Raw genomic sequence first — 23,057 nt, 5'->3', positions numbered from 1 at the left:
CGAGGCTGCGACCGGCTGCGACCGGCTGCGAAGCAGTCGCAAAGTCGGATCATACGGTATATCAGGGTGTCCTCGCAGTCGGTCGCAGCCTTCGTTCCTCGTCAGCGGCTACAGTTGCAAAGCGTGCATTGTATGTAGCCCGATAATTCACCCCTATCAGGCACGGGTATTGCACCGCTTGGTCTAACGAACCGTTTTATGACGGTCAGCCAAGCGAGTACCCCCCCCCATGTCGCAAGCCGCCCAATTATCCTCGGCTCCTGATCCCTACAGTCTGCTTGAAGCCCGTGTCTCTGAGCTCAAAGGCGAGCTGGCGGTGGTCAGCGCGCAGCGCATGGCGGAGCTAGCAGAAAAAGAACGGCTGGCCAATCGGCTGCAAAACCTCCTGGACCTGCTGCCGGGCGGGGTCATCGTGATTGATGATCGCGGCCGGGTGCACGAAGCCAATCCTGCTGCCTGCGAGTTGCTGGGCCTGCCTCTGGTCGGCGAGTTGTGGCGCCATGTGATTGCCCGCTGCTTTGCCCCCCGTGAAGACGATGGCCACGAGGTGTCCCTGAAGGACGGGCGACGCCTGTCGATTGCCACGCGTTCGCTGGACGCGGAGCCGGGGCAACTGGTGCTGCTCAACGACCTGACAGAAACCCGGCGCCTGCAAGATCAACTGGCCCGCCATGAGCGCTTGTCGTCATTGGGGCGCATGGTCGCCTCCCTGGCCCACCAGATTCGTACGCCGCTCTCGGCGGCCCTGATTTACGCCAGCCATTTGACCGAGCAAGTGCTGCCGGTTGAAACCCAGCAGCGTTTCGCCGGGCGCCTCAAAGAGCGTTTGCACGAACTGGAGCATCAGGTGCGCGACATGCTGGTGTTTGCCCGGGGTGAGCTGCCCCTGACGGACCGGGTAACCCCCAAAGTCTTGATGCAAACCCTGCAAGCCGCCGCCCAGACCCATGTTCAGGGCGTGCCAGTCCGTTGGCAGTGCGACGCGTATACCGGTCAGTTGCTGTGCAACCGCGACACCCTGGTCGGTGCGGTGCTCAACCTGATTGAAAACGCCCTGCAAACCGGTGTGCCCCAGGCCCGGCTCAAAGTCCATCTCTACCGTCGTGACAACAACCTGAGGTTGTGCGTGAGTGACAGCGGCGGCGGTATTGAGCCCCGGGTGCTGTCGCGTCTGGGAGAACCGTTTTTCACCACCAAGGCCACCGGCACCGGCCTTGGGTTGGCGGTGGTCAATGCAGTGGTGCGGGCCCATCAGGGCCAGTTGCAATTACGTTCGCGGCTGGGGCGTGGCACCTGCGCCTTGCTCAGCTTGCCGCTGATTCCCGGTGTGGCGGAGGCAAACTGATGGTGATGCGAATCAACGTGCTGCTGGTGGAAGACGATCACGCATTGCGCGAAGCCCTGGCCGATACCTTGTTGCTGGCAGGTCACGGCTTTCGGGCTGTCAGTTCGGGGGAAGAAGCCCTGGCGGCGGTGATGGTGGAGTCGTTCAGCCTGGTAATCAGTGACGTGAACATGCCGGGCATGGATGGTCATCAACTGCTCGCCCGGCTGCGCACCTGTCAGCCTCAGTTGCCGGTGCTGCTCATGACCGCCCACGGCGCCGTGGAGCGTGCGGTGGATGCGATGCGTCAGGGGGCGGTGGATTATCTGGTCAAGCCGTTTGAGCCCAAGGCCTTGCTCGATCTGGTGGCCCGCCATGCCCTGGGCAGTCTTGGGGCGGCGGATACCCGAGGCCCGGTGGCGGTTGAGCCGGCAAGTGCGCAGTTGCTGGAGCTGGCGGCGCGGGTGGCCCGCAGTGATGCGACGGTATTGATCTCGGGTGAGTCTGGCACCGGCAAAGAGGTGTTGGCGCGCTATATCCACCAGCATTCCCGGCGGGTGGATCACCCGTTTGTGGCGATCAACTGCGCGGCCATCCCCGATAACATGCTCGAGGCCACGCTGTTCGGTCACGAAAAAGGTTCGTTCACCGGCGCGATTGCGGCCCAGGCCGGCAAGTTCGAGCAGGCCGATGGCGGTACCTTGCTGCTCGATGAGATTTCCGAGATGCCTTTGGGCCTGCAGGCGAAATTGCTGCGCGTGCTGCAAGAGCGGGAAGTCGAACGGGTGGGCGGGCGCAAGCCGATCGTGCTGGATATCCGCGTGGTTGCCACCACCAACCGCGACCTGGCGGGCGAAGTGGCGGCGGGGCGCTTCCGCGAAGATCTGTACTACCGCCTTTCGGTCTTTCCGCTGGCCTGGCGCCCGTTGCGCGAGCGCACCGCCGACATTCTGCCGCTGGCCGAGCGGTTGCTGGCCAAGCACATCGGCAAGATGAAGCACACGGCGGTGGGGTTCTCGGCGGATGCCAAGGCGTGCCTGAGTGCGTATCCGTGGCCGGGCAATGTGCGCGAGCTGGATAACGCGATTCAGCGAGCGCTGATTTTGCATCAGCACGGGATGATCGAAGCGGCAGATTTTTGCCTGGCCGGGCCCGTGGCCTGCGCACCGTTGCCGCCTTTGGCGCGTATTGAGCCGTTGGTGGTCGAGGTTGCGGAGTCGATGGGCGGGTTGGGCGATGACCTGCGTCGGCGCGAGTTTCAGATGATCATCGATACCTTGCGTGCCGAGCGTGGCCGGCGCAAGGAAGCCTCCGAGCGCCTGGGCATCAGCCCGCGCACTCTGCGCTACAAACTGGCGCAGATGCGCGATGCGGGGATGGATGTTGAGGCTTACTTGTTTGCTTCGGGCTGACAGAGTGCCCCTTTTCTGTGGGCGCGAGCCTGCTCGCGATGCGGTTTACCAGGTGCACAAGGTGATGCCTTCGCGAGCAGGCCCGCTCCCACAGAGTGGAGTAACTTTTTACCTGCGACGATTTGTAACGTTAATTGTTTTATAACGACAAAGAGCTGGCACCCTTGTTGCTACACCACTGTATGCGCTGTGAAAGTGTCAAAAAAATGCGGGTCGTCGGAGGCAGTAGTCCATGAGCCAAGGTATTGAATTTAATCGATTGATGTTGGACATGCGGGCCATGCAAATGGACGCCATGGCGCAACCGAAATCGGCTGTGCAGGCCGCTCCTGAAGCGGGTGCCAGCAGTTTCTCCGACATGCTCGGCAACGCGATCAACAAGGTCAGCGAAACGCAGCAGGCATCGAGCCAGCTGTCGAACGCGTTCGAGATCGGCAAGAGCGGTGTCGATCTGACAGACGTGATGATTGCTTCGCAGAAGGCCAGTGTCTCTTTTCAGGCGTTGACCCAAGTGCGTAACAAACTGGTTCAGGCGTACCAGGACATCATGCAGATGCCGGTTTAAGGACGATATCAAGTCATGGCAGATGCACTCCCGGATAATGCTCCGGCCAACCCAGGCGCAGGCAGCAAACCGCTGTTTGGTCTCTCGTTTCTGGATAACCTGGCCGATATGACCATGTTGCGTCAGGTCGGCCTTATGGTCGGTCTGGCGGCGAGCGTGGCGATCGGCTTTGCCGTGGTGCTGTGGTCCCAGCAGCCCGATTACCGGCCGCTGTACGGCAGCCTGGCCGGTATGGATGCCAAGCAGGTCATGGAAACCCTGACTGCTGCAGACATTGCCTACAGCGTTGAGCCCAACTCGGGTGCCTTGCTGGTCAAGGCCGATGACGTGTCCCGCGCGCGCCTCAAACTCGCCGCCGCAGGCGTCACCCCCACCGACAGTAATATCGGTTTCGAAATTCTCGACAAAGACCAGGGCCTGGGCACCAGCCAGTTCATGGAGGCCACGCGCTATCGCCGTGGCCTGGAAGGCGAACTGGCCCGCACCATCTCCAGCCTGAGCAACGTCAAGGGTGCTCGGGTGCATCTGGCAATCCCCAAAAGCTCGGTGTTCGTGCGCGATGAGCGCAAGCCCAGTGCCTCGGTATTGGTTGAACTGTACGGCGGCCGTTCGCTGGAGCCTGGCCAGGTGCTGGCGATCATCAATCTGGTAGCCACCAGCGTGCCGGAGCTGAACAAGTCACAGATCACCATCGTCGACCAAAAGGGCAACCTGCTCTCGGACCAGGCGCAAAACTCCGAACTGACCATGGCCGGCAAGCAATTCGATTACAGCCGGCGCATGGAAAGCATGCTGACCCAGCGCGTGCACAACATTCTGCAACCGGTGCTGGGCAATGACCGCTACAAGGCAGAAGTGTCGGCCGATGTGGATTTCAGCGCGGTGGAGTCCACCTCCGAGCAGTTCAACCCCGATCAACCGGCCCTGCGCAGCGAGCAATCCACCAACGAGCAGCGCACGGCCAGCAGCGGCCCCCAAGGCGTGCCCGGTGCATTGAGCAACCAGCCGCCGAGCCCTGCGTCCGCGCCACAGCAAACCGGGCAGGGTGCAGCCTCCGGGACCATCCAGCCGGGCCAGCCTTTGCTCGATGCCAACGGCCAGCAAATCATGGACCCGGGCACCGGTCAGCCGATGCTGGCGCCGTATCCGACGGACAAACGCTCGCAATCGACCCGCAATTTCGAGCTGGACCGCTCCATCAGTCACACCAAACAGCAGCAGGGTCGGGTCAATCGCCTGTCGGTGGCGGTGGTGATCGACGACAAGGTCAACGTCAACCCGGTCAACGGCGAGATCACCCAGGTGCCGTGGACCACGGATCAACTGGCGCGCTTTACCCGTCTGGTGCAGGACGCCGTGGGCTTTGATGCCAGCCGTGGCGACAGCGTCAGCGTGATCAACGTGCCGTTCTCCACCGAGCGTGCAGAAGTCATTGCCGACATCCCGTTCTACTCTCAGCCCTGGTTCTGGGATGTGCTCAAGCAAGTGCTGGGCGTGCTGTTTATTCTGGTGCTGGTGTTTGGCGTGTTGCGCCCGGTGCTCAACAACATCACCGGCAACGGGCGCGGCAAGCAGGTGGCCGGTATTGGCAGCGATGCCGAGTTGAACGGCATGGGTGGCATGGATGGCGAACTGGCCAACGACCGCGTCAGCCTTGGCGGCCCGCAAAGCATTCTGTTGCCTAGCCCGAGCGAAGGCTATGACGCTCAGTTGAACGCCATCAAGAGTCTGGTCGCAGAAGATCCGGGCCGTGTGGCCCAGGTAGTAAAAGAGTGGATCAATGCCGATGAGTGACAACCGAGCAGCCGTTAACGCCAAACTCAGCCGCGTCGACAAGGCCGCGATCCTGCTGCTGTCGCTCGGCGAAACCGATGCGGCCCAGGTGCTGCGGCACATGGGGCCCAAGGAAGTGCAGCGGGTAGGCGTGGCCATGGCACAAATGCGCAACGTGCACCGCGAGCAGGTTGAGCAGGTGATGAGCGAGTTCGTCGAGATCGTCGGCGATCAGACCAGCCTTGGCGTTGGCTCCGACAGCTACATCCGCAAAATGCTCACCTCGGCCCTGGGCGAAGACAAGGCCAACGGCCTGATCGACCGCATTCTGCTGGGTGGCAACACCAGCGGCCTCGACAGCCTTAAGTGGATGGAGCCGCGGGCCGTGGCCGACGTGATCCGCTTCGAACACCCGCAAATCCAGGCCATCGTCGTTGCCTATCTGGACCCGGATCAGGCCGGCGAAGTGCTCGGCCACTTCGATCAGAAGGCGCGTCTTGACATCATCCTGCGGGTCTCGTCGCTCAATACCGTGCAGCCGGCGGCGCTCAAAGAGCTGAACCAGATCCTCGAAAAACAGTTCGCCGGCAACTCCAACGCGGCGCGCACCTCACTGGGTGGCGTCAAGCGGGCGGCCGATATCATGAACTTCCTCGACAGTTCGATGGAAGCGCAGTTGATGGACTCGATCCGCGACATCGACGAAGACCTGTCCGGCCAGATCGAAGACCTGATGTTCGTGTTCAACAACCTGGCCGATGTCGATGACCGCGGCATTCAGGCGCTGCTGCGCGAAGTGTCTTCGGACGTGCTGGTGCTGGCGCTCAAGGGCTCCGACGAAAACGTCCAGGAAAAGATCTTCAAGAACATGTCCAAGCGTGCCGCCGAATTGCTGCGCGACGATCTGGAAGCCAAGGGCCCGGTGCGCGTCAGCGATGTCGAAACTGCGCAGAAGGAAATCCTCACCATCGCCCGCCGTATGGCCGAAGCCGGAGACATTGTTCTCGGCGGGAAGGGCGGCGAAGAGATGATTTAAGTGAGCAGCGGCGAGTCCCCCGGTGATGTGATCCGCGCCAAGGATGTGGGTGCCTTCGATGTATGGGGGCTGCCCAGCTTTGACCCGTGGCGCGAACCTGAAGAACCCGAGCCCGAGCCGGTCGAAGAACTGCCGGTGGAGAGCGAAGAAGTGCCGCTGGAAGAAGTCCAGCCACTGACCCTCGAAGAACTCGAAAGCATTCGTCAGGAAGCCTGGAACGAAGGCTTCGCCACGGGTGAGAGAGAAGGTTTTCACAGCACTCAGCTCAAGGTTCGCCAGGAAGCTGAAATCGCCTTGAGCGCCAAGGTCGACAGCCTCGAACGCTTGATGAGCAGCTTGCTGGCGCCGCTTGCCGAGCAGGACCAGCAACTGGAAAAAGCCATGGTCGGCCTGGTCGAACACATGACCCGGCAAGTGATCCAGCGCGAACTGAAAACCGATTCCACACAGATCGAGAAAGTGCTGCGTGAAGGCCTGAAACTGTTGCCGATGGGCGCCGAGAACATTCGGTTGTTTATCAATCCGCAGGACTTCGACCAGATCAAAGCCCTGCGCGAACGCCATGACGAGCACTGGCGGATTCTTGAAGACGACACCCTGCAGCCCGGCGGTTGCCGTATTGAAACCGAACACAGCCGCATCGATGCCAGCATCGAAACCCGCATCAAACAGGCCATGAACCAGTTGCTCGACCAGCTTCACGAGCAGTCGCTGCACCCGGCGGCGCCTGATATCGACATCGACCTCGATGCACCTTAAGCGCACCAGCTTTGCCAAGCGCCTGAGCACCTATGCCCCGGCCGTGTCTTTGCCTGTGCAGCCGGTGGTCGAAGGTCGCCTGCTGCGTATGGTCGGCCTGACCCTTGAAGCCGAAGGCCTGCGCGCCGCCATGGGCAGCCGCTGCCTGGTGATTAACGACGACAGCTTTCACCCGGTGGAAGTCGAAGCCGAAGTGATGGGGTTCTCGGGTGGCAAAATCTTCCTGATGCCCGTGGGCAGCGTCGCCGGGATCGCGCCGGGCGCCCGGGTGGTGCCCCTGGCCGATAACGGCCGCTTGCCCATGGGCATGAGCATGCTCGGGCGGGTGCTGGATGGCGCCGGGCGCGCCCTGGACGGCAAGGGTCCGATGAAGGCTGAAGACTGGGTGCCGATGGACGGCCCCACCATCAACCCGCTCAAGCGCGACCCCATCAGCGTACCGCTGGACGTGGGCATTCGCAGCATCAACGGTTTATTGACGGTCGGACGCGGTCAGCGTCTGGGTCTATTCGCTGGTACCGGCGTGGGCAAGAGTGTGCTGCTGGGCATGATGACCCGTTTCACCGAAGCCGACATCATCGTGGTGGGCCTGATCGGCGAGCGGGGGCGCGAGGTGAAGGAGTTCATTGAGCATATCCTCGGCACCGAAGGCCTCAAGCGTTCGGTGGTGGTGGCATCGCCTGCGGATGACGCGCCGCTCATGCGTTTGCGGGCGGCCATGTACTGCACGCGGATTGCCGAATATTTTCGCGACAAGGGCAAGAACGTCCTGTTGTTGATGGACTCGCTGACGCGATTCGCCCAGGCCCAGCGGGAAATCGCCCTGGCCATTGGCGAGCCGCCTGCGACCAAGGGTTACCCGCCTTCGGTGTTCGCCAAATTGCCCAAGCTGGTAGAGCGCGCGGGTAATGCCGAAGCCGGTGGCGGCTCGATTACCGCGTTCTATACCGTCTTGTCCGAAGGCGATGACCAGCAGGACCCGATTGCCGACTCGGCGCGGGGCGTGCTCGATGGCCATATCGTGTTGTCCCGGCGTCTGGCCGAAGAAGGGCATTACCCGGCCATCGACATCGAAGCCTCCATCAGCCGCGTGATGCCGTCGGTGGTGACGGAAGAGCACATGCGCCGGGCGCAGCAGTTCAAGCAGCTGTGGTCGCGCTTCCAGCAAGCGCGGGACCTGATCAGTGTGGGTGCCTACGTGCCGGGCGGCGACCGCGAAACCGACACCGCCATTGCCCTGCAACCGGCCATGCAGGCGTACTTGCGCCAGGGCCTGAACGACAATATCAGCCTGGCCGAGAGTGGCGGCCACCTGGGCTCGATTTTCGCGCCTGCTGCGGGGGGTTAATCGGCCATGGCCGGTGATTCAAGAGCGGCGCGCCTGGCGCCGGTGGTCGACATGGCCGAAAAGACCGAGAAGGCTGCAGCTCAGCGATTGGGGCACTTTCAAGGGCAGGTCAACCTCGCGAACAGCAAGCTGGGGGATCTGGAAAACTTTCGTGGCGAGTACCAGGCGCAGTGGGTTGATCGCGGCAGCCAGGGCGTGTCGGGCCAATGGCTGCGCAACTATCAATACTTCCTCGGCCAGCTGGAAACCGCCGTTGGCCAGCAGCGCCAAAGCCTGGTGTGGCATCAAAACAACCTCGACAAGGCCCGGGAGACCTGGCAAACGGCCTATGCCCGGGTTGAAGGGCTGCGCAAACTGGTGCAGCGCTACGCCGACGAAGCCCGCCAGCTTGAAGACAAGCGCGAGCAAAAGCTGATGGACGAGCTGGCCCAGCGGTTGCCGCGCAAAGAAGTCTACTGATCGCGCACGCCCTTCGGCAGCTGCTACGGGTATTGGCCTGCGGCGCAGCTTACAGAAGCGTCTATAGTTGCTGGGACAACCTCGGGAGCAACCCCATGGCAGTGACATCGGAAGTTTCGGCAGATGGCAGCAAGCTGACGATCGCAATCAAGGGTCGGTTCGACTTTGCCAAGCATCAGGAATTTCGCGACGCTTACGAAGAACTCAGCCCTGCGCCCGCGTGCGTAGTGGTGGATTTGAAAGAGGCGACCTACCTCGACAGCTCGGCGCTGGGCATGCTGTTGCTGTTGCGAGAACACTCGGGCGGTGATGACTCCGATATCCGGGTGGTCAACAGCAACCCGGACGTACGCAAGATTCTCGGCATTTCCAACTTCGACAAGTTGTTCGATATCAATTGAGCAGCCCCATGGAGCGCCTGCAGCGTCTGCAGCAAACGGTCTTGCAGCAGCGAGACCTGATTGCCCGGCACAACGACTACCTGCTCAATGAACAGCGGGTGGCCAAGGCGGTATTTGATCGGGTAGCGCATTCGGGCTGCCTGAGTGCGCCCAATATCCGCTACCTTCAATCGCCGTATGCCTTGTTCAACGGTGACTTGTTGCTGGCAGCCTACACGCCGACCGGGGACACCCACTTGCTGCTCGCCGACTTCACCGGCCACGGTTTGCCGGCGGCCATTGGCGCCATGCCGCTGGCGGAAGTGTTCTACAGCATGACGGCCAAGGGCTATGGCCTGGCTGAAATGCTTCGGGAAATGAACGCCAAGCTCAAACGTATCCTGCCCGTCGACATGTTCTGCTGCGCCACCTTGCTGTGTGTCAGCGCGCAGCGGCGGTGCGTCGAGGTCTGGAATGGCGGGATGCCCGATGGTTACTTGCAGGCTGGCGGCCAGCGCACGGCATTGACCTCGCAACACTTGCCATTGGGGGTATTGCGGGCGGAGAAGTTCGACCATTGCACCCGAGTGTTGCCGATGCTGCCCGGTGACCAACTGCTGTTATTGACCGACGGCGTGCTCGATACCTGCGGCCCGGACGAGCAACTGTTCGGGGTCGAGCGTCTGGAGCGGGTGCTGGATGCCAATTGTCAGCCGCAGCAGTTGATCGCCGAGATCGAGCAGGCCCTGCGCGATTTCCAGGGCCAGGCCCGCGATGATGTGAGCATGGTGCAGATCACTTCGCAGTTGCCTGCGTTTTTGGGCGTGCCTGCGGTGACCTATTCCGACAGCGGTCAATGCAGCCCGCTGGACTGGTCGGCCAGCTTTGAATTTCGGGCGCCAACCCTGCAACAGTTCAATCCACTGCCTTACGTGCTGCAATTGCTGATGGAAGTTCACGGGCTGCGTGCGCAAGGGGCGGTGATTCATGCGGTGCTGTCTGAGCTTTACGCCAACGCCCTGGAGCATGGGGTGCTGGGGCTCGATTCGCGCCTCAAGCGGGATGTTGAAGGGTTTGCGCATTACTACCAGCAGCGCAATGAACGCCTGGTCTCGCTGCAAAGCGGGTTTGTGCGGATATCGGTGCAGGTCGAGCCGGTAGGGGCGGGTGGTCGTCTGGTTATCCGGGTTGAAGACAGCGGCCAGGGCTTTGATGTTGCCAGGCTCATGGCCAGACCGCTTGATTTAGACCGTTTGTCGGGGCGCGGGGTGAGTTTGGTACGCCAGCTCTGCCCTGCAGCGCACTGGGCACCGGATGGTCGCAGTGCGACCGTAGAGTTTTCATGGGAGGCTCTGGCATAATCCGCCCATTCTTGATCAAGGAGTGAACAAGTGTCTGAGATTCATATGGATCCGAAAGTGGTCAGTGCATTACGTGACGTGATGGAAGGCGGTTTTGCAGACCTGCTGGACACCTTCCTCTCCGATTCCGAAGAGCGTATTGGCCAATTGCACAGCACGCGCGAAGCCGGTGACCTGACACTGGTCGCCCACAGCTTCAAAGGCAGCAGCAGCAACATGGGCGCCATTCGTTTGGCGCATCTGTGCGGGCTGCTTGAAGAGCGGGCGCAAAAAAAACAACTGGCCGGCATCCAGGAGCTGGTGATCAAGATCGACGATGAATACCAAATGGTACGGCGACTTTATCGCGCCGAGCGCCAGCGTTATGCACCACCCCATTTTGCGGCCGGCTGATTTCCCCAAAGCTGGCCCGAACCTTGCTCTGACTCTCTGACCTGTACCTATGCCAGCCGTACAGCGGAGACCTGTTAATGCCTCTTGCCGCCCAATCACTGCTTCAGACACCTGCCGCTGCTGCGCCCAAAGCTGCGGCTGGAAGCGCTGCGCAGCCTGTCAGACCCGTGACACAGCCCTTTTCACAGGTATATGCAAAGGCGTCAGACCCGGCGCCTGCCGTTGCCGATAGCGGCAACTCCTTGCCTGGCGGCAAGGCCAGTGACGCAGCCAGCACCGATCAGGATGACAGTGCTGGCAAGCCGGGCGACGAGGTGGCAGTCGCCGACCCGCTTGCCCTGCAACCCGTCACGCCACCCCCGGTCCCGGTTGTTGAGGTTGCACCTGAAGCGGTGCCCGTGCCCCCTGAGGTGCAAGTGGCGCAACTGGCAGTTCAAACTCCGCTGCCACCGGTGGCCGACGACACCTTCGACCCTGAAGCGGACCCGCTGGACGCGATGCCTGCCGTGCGCCTGGCGATGGAGCAGGGCGGGCATGTTTCCCCTTCCAGCCAGACTCCCGTCAAGAACGTATCCGGCGAAACCGCGCCTACCACGGCCCAGGGGCAGGCTGGCGGGATCGCCATGCTGGTGGATGGGGAAACCGATGCCTCCACCCCCGGTGAAGGCGGTGAGAAAGCGTTCAAAGGGTTGGTCGATGACGGCCTCAAAGACCTGAAGAATGCCGCCAGCGATACCCGGGTCGATGACTTTGCCAATCGTCTGGCAGCCCTTACCCAGGCGGCGGTGCCGAAGGCCGTGAATGCGCTGCCGGTCAATCAGCCGCTGGCCATGCATCAAAGCGGCTGGTCTGAGGAAGTGGTCAACCGCGTGATGTACCTCTCCAGTGCCAACCTCAAATCGGCTGATATCAAGCTGGAACCGGCGGAGCTGGGGCGTCTGGATATTCGTGTCAACATTGCTGCCGACCAGTCGGCGCAAGTCAATTTTGTCAGTGGCCATGCCGGTGTTCGCGAGGCGCTGGACAGCCAGATGCACCGTTTGCGCGAAATGATGGCCCAGCAGGGCATGGGGCAGGTTGACGTCAACGTGTCAGACCAGCCGCGCAACTGGCAGGGGCAGCAGGGTCAGGAGCAACAGGCCCGCAGTGGTGGCGATGGTCAGCGATTGGGCAGCGTCATCGATGAAGAACCGATAGAAGTGGCCGTTGCGCCAAGCATAGTACTGGGCTCCAGTGCAGTGGATTACTACGCGTAAAACCCCCAGCCCACCAACCCCGTGTAGCCGCTGACGAGCTACGCTCCTCAGCAACTACATCCGTTTCTGGCATAACACTTGCTGTGCCTACCCCGGCACCTGTGAAAACCAAATAGTGACGGATTATTGGCATGGCGACGAACGACGCGGTAAATGAACCGGCCACTAAAGGCAAACTCAAGCTGATTATCCTGATCGTCGTGGCTGTGCTGCTGGCGATTGGCCTGTCCGTGGGCGCCACCTGGTATTTCATGCACAGCCCCAAGAGCGAGCCTGTGCCCGAGGTGGATGCCAGCGTCAAACTGCCTGCGATTTATGAGCCCATGGCTCCGGCCTTTGTGGTCAATTACAGCGCCAACGGCCGCCAGCGTTACATGCAAGTGACCATGACCTTGCAGGCGCGCAATCCCGAGGATCTCAAGGCGCTTAAAGTGCATATGCCGGTGATCCGCAACAACCTGGTGATGCTGTTCTCCGGGCAGGTTTTCGACGACCTGGCCACTCCGGTGGGTCAGGAAATACTGCGCCAGAAAGCCACTGCCAGCGTGCAGGAAGTTGCGCAAAAAGAACTCGGCAAAGTGGTTATCGATCAGGTGCTCTTTACTAACTTTGTATTGCAGTAGGATCACGACATGGCCGTGCAAGACCTGCTGTCCCAGGATGAGATCGACGCGCTGTTGCATGGCGTGGATGACGGTCTGGTACAGGCCGAAACAGCTGCCGAGCCCGGCAGTGTCAAAAGCTACGACCTGACCAGTCAGGACCGCATTGTCCGGGGGCGCATGCCGACCCTGGAGATGATCAACGAACGTTTCGCCCGTTATACCCGCATCAGCATGTTCAACCTGCTGCGCCGTTCGGCAGACGTGGCCGTGGGCGGGGTGCAAGTGATGAAGTTCGGCGAGTACGTGCACTCACTGTACGTGCCCACCAGCCTCAACCTGGTCAAGATCAAGCCTTTGCGCGGTACGGCGCTGTTTATCCTCGACGCCAAGCTGGTGTTCAAGCTGGTGGACAACTTCTTTGGCGGCGACGGCCGCCACGCCAAGATCGAAGGCCGTGAATTCACCCCCACTGAGTTGCGGGTGGTGCGCATGGTGCTGGAGCAGGCCTTCATCGACTTGAAGGAAGCCTGGCAGGCGATCATGGAAGTCAACTTCGAGTACATCAACTCGGAAGTGAACCCGGCCATGGCCAACATCGTAGGCCCCAGCGAAGCCGTTGTGGTGTCCACCTTTCACATCGAACTCGACGGCGGTGGCGGCGACCTGCACGTGACCATGCCGTACTCGATGATCGAGCCGGTGCGCGAAATGCTCGACGCCGGTTTCCAGTCCGACCTCGACGATCAGGACGAGCGCTGGAGCAAGGCCCTGCGCGAAGACGTGCTCGACGTCAGCGTGCCGATCAGTGCCACGGTGGCCCGTCGCCAATTGCGCCTGCGGGACATCTTGCACATGCAACCCGGTGACGTGATCCCGATCGAGCTGGAAGACGAATTGGTGATGCGCGCCAATGGCGTGCCCTCGTTCAAGGTCAAGCTGGGCTCCCACAAGGGCAATCTGGCCTTGCAGGTTGTTGAACCCATCGGTCGGCGTTAAGCCGCTCCACACGAATCCAATGATTGATTGCCCGCCGAGGACACCCCATGGCTAACGAACACGATACAACTGCTGCAGACCAGGCGCTGGCTGATGAATGGGCCGCCGCGCTGGAAGAAACCGGCGATGTTGGCCAGGCAGATATCGACGCGTTGCTGGCTGCCGATGCGGCGACCAAACCGACCTCCAACCGTCTGGCGATGGAAGAGTTCGGCAGCGTTGCGCGCAATAACCAGCCGGTCACGCTCGATGGTCCCAATCTGGACGTGATTCTGGATATTCCGGTGTCGATTTCCATGGAAGTGGGCAGCACCGACATCAACATCCGTAACCTGCTGCAACTCAACCAGGGTTCGGTGATCGAGCTTGACCGCCTGGCCGGAGAACCGCTGGACGTGCTGGTAAACGGCACCCTGATCGCTCACGGCGAAGTGGTGGTGGTCAACGAAAAGTTCGGCATCCGCCTGACTGACGTGATCAGCCCAAGCGAACGCATCAAGAAGCTGCGCTAAGTGAAGCGGGTTCTCGGCGGTTTACTCGCGTTCCCCGTCACCGTGCTGGCGGCTGAGCCGTTGGCCAGCGCCACGACGGTTGCTGCGCCCGTTGTCGGCAGCAGCATCGGCGGGCAATTGACGCAGCTGGTGCTGGGCTTGCTGCTGGTGCTGGGGCTGATTTTTGCCCTGGCCTGGCTGCTGCGCCGAGTGCAACAGACCGGGCCGCGCCAGGGGCAGGTGATCGAACTGATCAGCTCCCGGGCCTTGGGCGCGCGTGATCGGCTGGTGCTGGTGCAGGTCGGCAACGAGCAGATCCTGCTCGGCCTTACACCGGGCCGTATCACCCCGCTGCACGTGCTCAAGGAACCGGTGCAAGTGCCAGGTACTTCACAGCCGGCAACCCCTGAATTTGCCAAGCGGCTGATGGAAATACTGGGTCAGCAAAAGGACAAGCCGTAATGCGTTTAGTTGTCGCGCTGTTGTTGGCGCTGGTCGCGCCATTGGCGTTAGGGGCTGACCCGCTGTCGATCCCGGCCATCACGCTGGGTACCGGGGCTAACGGCCAGCAGGAATATTCGGTCAGCCTGCAAATTTTGCTGATCATGACCGCGCTGAGCTTTATTCCGGCGTTCGTCATGCTGATGACCAGCTTTACGCGGATCATCATTGTGTTCTCGATCCTGCGTCAGGCCCTGGGTTTGCAGCAGACCCCGTCCAACCAGATCCTGACGGGGATGGCGTTGTTTCTAACTATGTTCATCATGGCGCCGGTGTTCGACCGGGTGAACCAGGACGCCTTGCAGCCCTACCTTGCGGAGAAGCTCTCGGCCCAGGACGCGATTCTCAAGGCCGAAGTGCCGATCAAGGACTTTATGCTGGCGCAAACCCGCAGCAGCGACCTTGAGCTGTTTATGCGCCTGTCCAAGCGCACCGACATCGCCACCCCGGATGCCGCGCCTCTGACCATTCTGGTCCCGGCGTTTGTCACCTCGGAGCTTAAAACCGCGTTCCAGATCGGCTTCATGATCTTCATCCCGTTTTTGATCATCGACCTGGTAGTCGCCAGTGTCCTGATGGCCATGGGCATGATGATGCTGTCGCCGCTGATCATCTCGCTGCCGTTCAAAATCATGTTGTTTGTGCTGGTGGATGGCTGGGCGCTGATTATCGGCACGCTGGCCAGCAGTTTCGGCGGAGTGTGAGCCATGACCCCAGAAGTTGCGGTTGACCTGTTTCGCAGTGCGTTGTGGCTGACCACGGTTATGGTCGCGGTGCTGGTGATCCCCAGTTTGCTGGTGGGGTTGCTGGTGGCGATGTTCCAGGCCGCGACCCAGATCAATGAACAAACCCTGAGCTTCCTTCCGCGTTTGCTGGTGATGCTGGTTACCCTGATCGTGGCGGGGCCGTGGCTGGTGCAGACTTTTATGGAATACATCCTGCAGTTGTACGGCAGCATTCCGCAGTTGATCGGCTAAATGTCGCTGCTCGCTCTGACAGACGCGCAGATCAGTACCTGGGTCGCCAGCTTCATGCTGCCGTTGTTCCGGGTGGGCGCGCTGTTGACCACCATGCCGATCATCGGCACGACTCTGGTGCCCAAGCGCATCAAGTTGTTCCTGTCGCTGGCGATCACCCTGGCGATCATGCCCAGCCTGCCGCCGTTGCCCACCGTTAACCCGCTGGACTTGAGCGGCCTGATGCTGATTGCCGAGCAAATCATCATCGGTGCGCTGCTGGGGTTTTCGCTGCAGCTGTTTTTCCAGGCGTTCGTGGTGGCCGGGCAGATCGTCGCGATCCAGATGGGCATGGGCTTTGCGTCCATGGTCGACCCGGCCAACGGGGTCAACGTGGCGGTGATCGGGCAGTTCTTCACCATGTTGGTGACCTTGCTGTTCTTGTCGATGAACGGCCATCTGGTGGTGTTTGAGGTGCTCACCGAGAGCTTCACCACCTTGCCGGTGGGTGGCGGGTTGCTGACCAACCACTACTGGGAAATTGCCAACAAGCTGGGCTGGGTGCTGGGCGCCGCGCTGTTGCTGGTGCTGCCGGCCATTACTGCGCTGCTGGTGGTCAACATCGCCTTTGGCGTGATGACCCGGGCCGCGCCGCAACTGAACATCTTCGCCATCGGTTTCCCGCTGACCCTGGTACTGGGCATGGTGATCCTGTGGATCGGCATGGCGGACATTCTCAATCAGTATCAACCGCTGGCCTCTGAGGCCCTGCAGTTTTTACGTGAACTGGCGCAGGCGAAATAGGCGGACCCTACTATGGCCGAAAGCGAAAGCGGCGCCGATAAAACAGAAGACCCCACGGAGAAACGAAAAAAGGACTCCAGAGAAAAGGGTGAAATCGCACGCTCTAAAGAACTGAATACCTTGGCCATCATGCTGGCGGGTTCTGCGGGCCTGCTGATTTTTGGCGGTGCGCTGGCCCAGGACTTGATGGAGTTGATGCGCTACAACTTCAGCCTGAGCCGCGACGTGCTGCTCAACCCCGACTCCATGGGCATCTTCCTGCTGCACTCGGGCAAGATCGCGCTGCTGGCCCTGCAGCCGGTGCTGATTACCTTGCTGATTGCTGCCCTGGTCGGTCCGATCTCCCTGGGCGGCTGGCTCTTTGCTGCTGGCAGCCTGGCCCCCAAATTCAGCCGCATGAACCCCGCCGCGGGGATCAAGCGCATGTTCTCGGCCAAGGCCCTGATCGAACTGCTCAAAGCGCTGGCCAAGTTTTTCATCATCCTGATCGTGGCTTTGCTGGTATTGAAGTCAGACATCGATGACCTGCTGCGAATCGCCCATGAACCGCTGGAACTGGCAGTGATTCACAGCCTGCAAGTAGTGGCGTGGAGTGCCTTGTGGATGGCCTGCGGGCTAATCCTGATCGCGGCTGTGGACGTGCCGGTGCAGTTGTGGGAAAGCCATCAGAAATTGCTGATGACCAAGCAGGAAGTGCGCGACGAGCACAAGGATCAAGAAGGGCGGCCCGAGGTCAAACAGCGGATTCGCCAGTTGCAGCGCGACATGTCCCAGCGGCGGATGATGGCAGCGATCCCGGATGCTGACGTGATCATCACCAACCCGACGCACTACGCGGTGGCGCTCAAGTACGACCCTGAGAACGGCGGGGCGCCGATGCTGCTGGCCAAGGGCAGCGACTTTCTGGCGCTCAAGATTCGCGAAATTGGTGAGAAGCACAACATCCTGTTACTTGAGTCGCCGGCGCTGGCCCGTTCGATCTACCACTCCACGGAGCTGGAGCAGGAAATCCCGGCGGGGTTGTACCTGGCGGTGGCTCAGGTACTGGCCTATGTGTACCAGATCCGCCAGCACCAGGCGGGCCAGGGCAAGCGGCCGGACCCGCTCAAGGACCTGCCGATTCCTCCGGATTTAAGGCGTGATGAGTGACGGTCGGAGTTATGTTTTTTTGATTATTCTTAAAAGCTGTATTGAAAACAGTATTGAATAAAAGATATAACAATAAGACTGTTGTATTGATGTATCTTGCTATTGAATAATAGTTATAGCTTAATTTGTTTGCGGTTGAAGTTCTGTAGTGGTGATCGGTAAGTTCCTACATATTTATTTAAATGTTCTTCTGTGTCGCTCAACATAATCTCGCGCTCGTTAAGTAAGTGTCCGGCGGATTGTTAATGAATTTCCTGCATATTTCCCAATAGATAACTGCTAATTTCTCCGCTGCTCTTTTTACAGGGCAAAATGTGATAGCTGGGATGAAGCCTGGCTTTGCATTGGTTAAATAAATGCAGGAGCCCATTTCAATGGCGATGGGTTTAATCTGTTTGCACGGGAGAATTGTGATGAGCGCTATTTCGAAAACTGTCCTTTCATTTATGTTGCTGGCTGCTTCTGTATCGGGAGTTCATGCGACGGGAGCGGGGTCAGGAACAATTGCATTTGAGGGCGAGATTCTGGAGGCTGCCTGCTCCATTAAACCTGGTGATAGTGATCAGACGATTCAACTGGGTGAAATTGCCAAGTCGCAGTTGGCTTTGGGTGGTTCAAGTCGCTCCAAGGAAATCAGCATCGAGCTGACCGGGTGTTCCATTACGGGTCTTGCTGATAAAACCGTGTCGGCCACCTTTACGGGTGCCGCATCGGCAGACGTGTCCGGGGCATTGGGTATTGCCGGAGATGCCAAGGGCGCAGGCATCATGTTGGTCGATGGCTCCGGCACAGCGATAACACTGGGGGCTCCAACCCAAGTGCAACTTCTTCAGGCGGGTGATAATACCTTGGTATTTAATGCCTATCTGAAAGGTAAAGCGACAGGCGATATTACACCTGGCCGGTTCGCTGCGGTGACCAACTTCTCCTTGGCTTACTTGTAATCAAGCCGTTTTCCCTGCTGCTGTTAGTTCAGTGGCAGGGTAAATGCAGGCGGGGTCTATTGTGGGTGCACTCGCGAAGCTCATCATGACGGGTTGTTTCAGTATGTTGATTGGTTCTTTAAGTACGATATCTGTTGCGCAAGAGTATCAAGGAAATGGCCGTGTAACGATGCTCGGAGAAGTACTTGATTCTGCATGTGCACTGGATGCGAGCAGTGCCTATCAAGTTATTGATATGAATCTTTTGTCGATGGGCAGTCTTATCCGTCAGCGAGTGAGTGAGCCTCGTGCGTTTAAATTGCGTTTGGTCAAATGTTCGTTAACACGCCCCGACCCTGCTCGTCCCGGTGCCAACTTGCCCGACTGGCAGCATCTGCGGGTGACCTTCGACGGGGTGGCTGACAGTAACGGGCGTGACTTTGCGGTTTTGGGTGCTGCAAGCGGTTTGGCCTTGCGCATTACCGACTCGAAAGGGCTGGAAAGTATACCTGGAGTCCCCATGCCACTCATCTCTCTGAGCGGGAATGATCAAGAGCTGCAATACACCTTGCAGCTGGTGGGCAATGGTCGCCCCATGGTTGCTGGATCTCATCGCACAGCTTTGCGATTCAGGCTGGAGTATTTTTGAATGTACGGGGTATTTGCATTACAGGGCTCTTCAAATGCCACGACCATTCTGCGTACCTGTGTTTTGAGCAGTGTGATGTCGATTGCCTGCGAAGTGTCGGCGGCTGAAGACATCCAGTTCAATACCGATATCCTCGACCTGAACGACCGCACCAATATTGACCTGTCGCAGTTCTCGCGCAGCGGCTTTATCTTGCCGGGTATCTACCCGATGCAGGTGCAGATCAACACGCTCGTACTCCCCGAACAGCACATTGCCTTTTATCCTCCGGACGATGATCCGAAAGGCAGTCAGGCCTGTTTGTCAGCCAGTCTGGTCGACCAGCTGGGCTTGAAGAGCAATAAGGTCACTCAACTCGCCTGGTGGAAAGATGGAGAGTGTCTGGATATTCGCAGCCTTGCGGGGATGGAGGTTAACGGTGACCTGAGTACATCCACGCTCTACATTTCTCTGCCGCAAGCCTATCTGGAGTACAGCGCCCAGAATTGGGATCCGCCTTCCCGCTGGGACGAAGGTGTTCCCGGCCTGCTGGTCGATTACAACCTTACGGGGCAATCAATCAATCAGAGAAACACTGCCAGCCGGACCGGCCTGACCGGTAATGGTACGTTCGGTGCTAACGCCGGCCCTTGGCGGTTGCGCGCTGACTGGCAAGGTCGTGTTGAGGATGAAGCTACTAATCGCGGTAAAAGCCTGGAGTGGAGCCGGTTTTATGCTTATCGCGCTCTACCTTCAATTCAGTCACGTCTGACGCTGGGGCAGAACTATCTGTATTCGGATCTGTTCGACAGCTTTCGTTTTACCGGTGCCGCACTCAACTCCGATGACAGCCAGTTGCCTCCGAACTTGCGAGGCTATGCGCCAGAGGTCGTCGGTGTTGCCAAAACCAATGCGAAGGTCACTATCAGCCAGCAGGGTCGGGTGCTGTATGAAACATTGGTCGCGGCCGGGCCCTATCGCATTCAGGATCTCAATGATGCGGTCAGCGGCAGTCTGGATGTCCGGGTGGAAGAGCAAGACGGCAGTGTCAATTCGTTCAGGGTCGAGTCGTCCAGCATTCCCTACCTGACACGGCCCGGTACCGTGCGCTACAAACTGGCCAGCGGTCGGCCATCCGGCCTTCATGATGGAGGGCAGGGCAGCCTCTTTGGCGCAGGCGAGTTTTCCTGGGGGGTGAGTAACGGTTGGTCAATTTATGGCGGGGGTATCAGCGACAACAACTACACGGCGCTATCGCTCGGTGTAGGGCGCGATCTGCTGGCTTTTGGTGCCCTTGCATTCGATGTTTCGCGGGCCACCACCACCCTGCAGGACGACACATTATCCGGCAACTCCTACCGTTTGAGCTACTCGAAAAACTTCGAAGAGTACGACAGTCAAGTCACCTTCGCAGGATACCGGTTTTCCGAGAAAAACTACTTGAGCATGAGTGAGTACCTGAATGCGCGTCGCTACGGCGGGCAGCTGGGGGGCAGCAAGTCTCTCTATACAGCGACATTCAACAAGCATTTTCGCGATGTTGGACTCTCCGCTTACTTGACCTACACCGATCAGTCTTTTTGGGATCGCCCGAACAGCCAGCGCTGGAACCTGTCGCTGGCTCGTTTTTTCAATATGGGGTCGGTCAAGAACATGAATGCTTCATTGAGCATGTTTCGAAATCAGGAACGAAACCAGCGCACGGGTACGCAAAGTAATAATACCGGGATGTTTCTTTCGCTCACCATGCCCCTTGGTAGATCCGGCACTTTAACCACCAGCGCCAACAGCTCGCAGAATAAAAACACGTATTCGGCGCGTTTCAACGATCAGCTGGATGAGCGTAGCAACTATCAGTTGGCTGTAAGTAACACCTCCGTCGGTGGTTATCTGAGTCATGCCGCCGATCATGCTGATCTGTCTCTGAGTGCCAGTCTGCAGGAAAACAACCACACCAGCCTTGGCATGTCTGCGCGAGGCGGCGCCACACTCACACCGTACGGTGGGGCGGCGCATCGCAGCGCAGGAACGGGCGGCACTCGACTGATGATCGATACCAGTGGTGTTCCGAGAGTGCCGGTCCGGGGTTATGGCCGCCCAACTCGCAGCAATGCCTTTGGCAAGGCAGTGATCGCTGACGTCAACAGTTACTTGCGCACAGCGGCCAGTGTTGACCTTGAAAGTCTGCCGGCCAATGTCGAGGCAACTCAGTCCGTGACCCAATTGACCTTGACTGACGGTGCCATTGGCTATCGCACGCTGGATGTGATTGCCGGCCATAAGGCCATGGTCTTGCTGCGCCTGTCCGATGGCAGCGTGCCGCCGTTCGGTGGAACGGTGAAGAATGAAAAACAGCAGGAAACCGGCATCGTCAATGACGGTGGCAGTGTCTATCTAAGCGGCATTCGGCCCGGGGAGAAGATGGTTGTCTCTTGGGGTGGTGCAGAGCGTTGCACGCTGGTAGTGCCTGCCAATTTACCGGTCGACGGGTTGGCCAGTGCCCTGGATCTGCCCTGCCAGATGGTAATACCTGATAACGCTGCATCTGCATCGCGGATCCGGCTTCCTAATACAGAGATAACACCTTCATGATCAAGACATTCAGCTTTGCAATCTCGGTTCCCGCCCTTGTGGCCATTTGCCTGATCAACAACGCCAATGCAGCCATTGGCCTTGACCGCACCCGAGTCGTGTTTGATGGCAGCAAAGAAGCCGTCAGCATGAACATCACCAACAACAACACACAGTTGCCTTATCTGGCCCAGGGCTGGATAGAAGATGAACAGGGCAACAAAATCACGTCCCCGTTGATCGTGCTCCCACCCGTCCAGCGTCTGGAACCAGGTAAGCAAAGCCAGGTAAAAGTCCAGGCATTACCGGCCATCAAGGCACTCCCGCAGGACAGGGAGACGGTGTATTACTTTAATCTGCGGGAGATCCCGCCGCGCAGTGACAAGGCCAACAGCCTGCAAATTGCCCTGCAGACCCGGATCAAATTGTTTTACCGCCCTGCCACGTTAGTTCAGGGTCGGCAGGAGCGGTCTGCCCCCTGGCAGCAAGAACTGACCCTCACCCGCGTGGGTGAACGCTACCAGGTAAACAACCCCACCCCGTACTACGTCACGCTGGTCGATGCCCGTCGAAGTAAAGACGCGGAAACCGCCCCGGACTTCGAGCCCCTCATGCTGTCGCCAAAAGACTCGTTGATGCTGGGGGGAGTGTTGCTGCGCTCGGCACCAAACCCAGACTGACCTATGTGAATGATTACGGCGGTCGCCCGACACTGGTTTTCAGTTGTGATGCCAACCTCTGCAAGGTGGACGTGGCTGCGTCCTCGGTCAATGAGTAGCGGACTGCGGTCTTGCACGGTCATGGCCCTGAGTTGCCTGTTACTGGTGTTGAGTGCCCAACAGGCTTGGGCCGGAGCGGTCGATGGCATGAGTGGCGTCCTGGATGTTTCGGGCTCATTGCATAACTCTCCCTGCGTCCTGGACATGACTTCGGCCTATCAGGATGTAGACCTGGGAAGTGTGTCTGGCAGTCAGTTGCTGCGCCCCGGCGATCAAGCAACGCCGGTTGCTTTTCAATTGCGCTTTGTCGATTGCCGGCGCGCTTCGGGCAGCATTCAGAGTGAGCGCACGGGCAACCTGGTGTGGAGTGCCTATCAGCCTGTGGTGTCGGTTGCCTTTGTGGCACCAGCCGATGCTGATGATCCACGTCTGGTCAAAGTGCAGGGTATTACCGGGATGGGTCTGCTTCTGACCGATGCCCTTGGGCGGGACGCAGGCCTGGGCAGTCGAGGTGAGCCTTTGTTCCTGCAACATGGCAGCGACACCCTGACCTGGCATGTGCGGCCGGTGCGCACTTCAGCAGCGCTGAGCCGTGGCGCCTTTCGGGCGGCCGTTGATTTCCGGCTTGTCTATGAATGAGGGTGGAGC

General features: G+C 59.5%; 24 protein-coding genes and 1 pseudogene. All 25 read left to right on the top strand.

Annotated elements, in window-relative coordinates; genetic code table 11:
• Positions 1-229: 229 nt before the first annotated feature.
• A complete protein-coding gene (locus BLW11_RS19820) occupies positions 230-1,345 on the top strand; it encodes a sensor histidine kinase (protein ID WP_048360752.1) in 1,116 nt (371 codons plus the stop codon).
• Positions 1,346-1,350: 5 nt separating this feature from the next.
• Positions 1,351-2,736 (top strand): sigma-54-dependent transcriptional regulator, encoded by a 1,386-nt coding sequence (locus BLW11_RS19815; protein ID WP_048361060.1) that lies wholly within the window; start codon positions 1,351-1,353, stop codon positions 2,734-2,736.
• Positions 2,737-2,968: 232 nt separating this feature from the next.
• Entirely contained in the window at positions 2,969-3,301 is a 333-nt protein-coding gene (fliE, locus tag BLW11_RS19810) for a flagellar hook-basal body complex protein FliE (protein ID WP_016781577.1), read from the top strand.
• A 15-nt stretch (positions 3,302-3,316) separates the two neighbouring features.
• Positions 3,317-5,095, top strand: a complete 1,779-nt coding sequence (gene fliF, locus BLW11_RS19805; protein WP_048360753.1) for a flagellar basal-body MS-ring/collar protein FliF — start codon at positions 3,317-3,319, stop codon at positions 5,093-5,095.
• Positions 5,088-6,110, top strand: coding sequence for a flagellar motor switch protein FliG (fliG, locus tag BLW11_RS19800; RefSeq protein ID WP_048361061.1), 1,023 nt, complete (start codon positions 5,088-5,090; stop codon positions 6,108-6,110). Before fliF ends, fliG begins: the two co-directional genes overlap by 8 nt.
• Positions 6,111-6,869 (top strand): flagellar assembly protein FliH, encoded by a 759-nt coding sequence (gene fliH / locus BLW11_RS19795; protein ID WP_048360754.1) that lies wholly within the window; start codon positions 6,111-6,113, stop codon positions 6,867-6,869. It begins immediately after the preceding gene.
• Entirely contained in the window at positions 6,859-8,217 is a 1,359-nt protein-coding gene (gene fliI / locus BLW11_RS19790; protein WP_048360755.1) for a flagellar protein export ATPase FliI, read from the top strand. The genes fliH and fliI overlap by 11 nt, the downstream gene beginning before the upstream one ends.
• Positions 8,218-8,223: 6 nt before the next feature.
• Complete coding sequence (gene fliJ, locus BLW11_RS19785; RefSeq protein WP_048360756.1) at positions 8,224-8,676, top strand: flagellar export protein FliJ; 453 nt, start codon at positions 8,224-8,226, stop codon at positions 8,674-8,676.
• A gap of 95 nt (positions 8,677-8,771) precedes the next feature.
• On the top strand, positions 8,772-9,077 hold the full coding sequence (locus BLW11_RS19780) for an STAS domain-containing protein (protein WP_048360757.1): 306 nt from the start codon (positions 8,772-8,774) through the stop codon (positions 9,075-9,077).
• 8 nt (positions 9,078-9,085) lie between these two features.
• The gene (locus BLW11_RS19775) at positions 9,086-10,417 is read left to right on the top strand and encodes an ATP-binding SpoIIE family protein phosphatase (protein WP_048360758.1); all 1,332 of its coding nucleotides are present in this window, start codon (positions 9,086-9,088) and stop codon (positions 10,415-10,417) included.
• A gap of 30 nt (positions 10,418-10,447) precedes the next feature.
• Positions 10,448-10,810 carry an Hpt domain-containing protein gene (locus BLW11_RS19770; RefSeq protein ID WP_048360759.1) on the top strand — a complete coding sequence of 121 codons (363 nt, stop codon included), beginning with the start codon at positions 10,448-10,450 and terminating at the stop codon, positions 10,808-10,810.
• Between the two features lie 77 nt (positions 10,811-10,887).
• Positions 10,888-12,066: a flagellar hook-length control protein FliK gene (locus BLW11_RS19765; protein ID WP_048360760.1), complete on the top strand. Its 1,179-nt coding sequence runs from the start codon at positions 10,888-10,890 to the stop codon at positions 12,064-12,066.
• 131 nt (positions 12,067-12,197) lie between these two features.
• Complete coding sequence (gene fliL, locus BLW11_RS19760; RefSeq protein WP_048360761.1) at positions 12,198-12,689, top strand: flagellar basal body-associated protein FliL; 492 nt, start codon at positions 12,198-12,200, stop codon at positions 12,687-12,689.
• A gap of 9 nt (positions 12,690-12,698) precedes the next feature.
• Positions 12,699-13,667 (top strand): flagellar motor switch protein FliM, encoded by a 969-nt coding sequence (gene fliM / locus BLW11_RS19755; protein ID WP_048360762.1) that lies wholly within the window; start codon positions 12,699-12,701, stop codon positions 13,665-13,667.
• Between the two features lie 47 nt (positions 13,668-13,714).
• Positions 13,715-14,179: a flagellar motor switch protein FliN gene (fliN, locus tag BLW11_RS19750; protein WP_048360763.1), complete on the top strand. Its 465-nt coding sequence runs from the start codon at positions 13,715-13,717 to the stop codon at positions 14,177-14,179.
• A complete protein-coding gene (fliO, locus tag BLW11_RS19745) occupies positions 14,180-14,620 on the top strand; it encodes a flagellar biosynthetic protein FliO (protein WP_048360764.1) in 441 nt (146 codons plus the stop codon).
• A complete protein-coding gene (fliP, locus tag BLW11_RS19740) occupies positions 14,620-15,363 on the top strand; it encodes a flagellar type III secretion system pore protein FliP (RefSeq protein WP_048360765.1) in 744 nt (247 codons plus the stop codon). Before fliO ends, fliP begins: the two co-directional genes overlap by 1 nt.
• Positions 15,364-15,366: 3 nt before the next feature.
• On the top strand, positions 15,367-15,636 hold the full coding sequence (fliQ, locus tag BLW11_RS19735) for a flagellar biosynthesis protein FliQ (RefSeq protein ID WP_048360766.1): 270 nt from the start codon (positions 15,367-15,369) through the stop codon (positions 15,634-15,636).
• On the top strand, positions 15,637-16,419 hold the full coding sequence (fliR, locus tag BLW11_RS19730) for a flagellar biosynthetic protein FliR (RefSeq protein WP_048360767.1): 783 nt from the start codon (positions 15,637-15,639) through the stop codon (positions 16,417-16,419). It begins immediately after the preceding gene.
• Positions 16,420-16,431: 12 nt separating this feature from the next.
• Positions 16,432-17,568 carry a flagellar biosynthesis protein FlhB gene (gene flhB / locus BLW11_RS19725; protein WP_048360768.1) on the top strand — a complete coding sequence of 379 codons (1,137 nt, stop codon included), beginning with the start codon at positions 16,432-16,434 and terminating at the stop codon, positions 17,566-17,568.
• 413 nt (positions 17,569-17,981) lie between these two features.
• On the top strand, positions 17,982-18,512 hold the full coding sequence (locus BLW11_RS19720) for a fimbrial protein (protein WP_048361062.1): 531 nt from the start codon (positions 17,982-17,984) through the stop codon (positions 18,510-18,512).
• 103 nt (positions 18,513-18,615) lie between these two features.
• On the top strand, positions 18,616-19,140 hold the full coding sequence (locus BLW11_RS19715; protein WP_241486145.1) for a fimbrial protein: 525 nt from the start codon (positions 18,616-18,618) through the stop codon (positions 19,138-19,140).
• The gene (locus BLW11_RS19710; protein WP_074836881.1) at positions 19,141-21,711 is read left to right on the top strand and encodes an outer membrane usher protein; all 2,571 of its coding nucleotides are present in this window, start codon (positions 19,141-19,143) and stop codon (positions 21,709-21,711) included.
• Positions 21,708-22,468: pseudogene (locus tag BLW11_RS19705) on the top strand (fimbria/pilus periplasmic chaperone). Before BLW11_RS19710 ends, BLW11_RS19705 begins: the two are co-directional and overlap by 4 nt.
• Before the next feature lie 22 nt (positions 22,469-22,490).
• A complete protein-coding gene (locus BLW11_RS19700) occupies positions 22,491-23,048 on the top strand; it encodes a fimbrial protein (RefSeq protein ID WP_241486146.1) in 558 nt (185 codons plus the stop codon).
• Positions 23,049-23,057: the final 9 nt, after the last annotated feature.

It is taken from the genome of Pseudomonas deceptionensis, from assembly GCF_900106095.1.
GTDB lineage: Bacteria > Pseudomonadota > Gammaproteobacteria > Pseudomonadales > Pseudomonadaceae > Aquipseudomonas > Aquipseudomonas deceptionensis.
The sequence above is the reverse complement of the archived record's forward strand: the minus strand, read 5'-3'. Positions and strand labels throughout refer to the sequence as shown.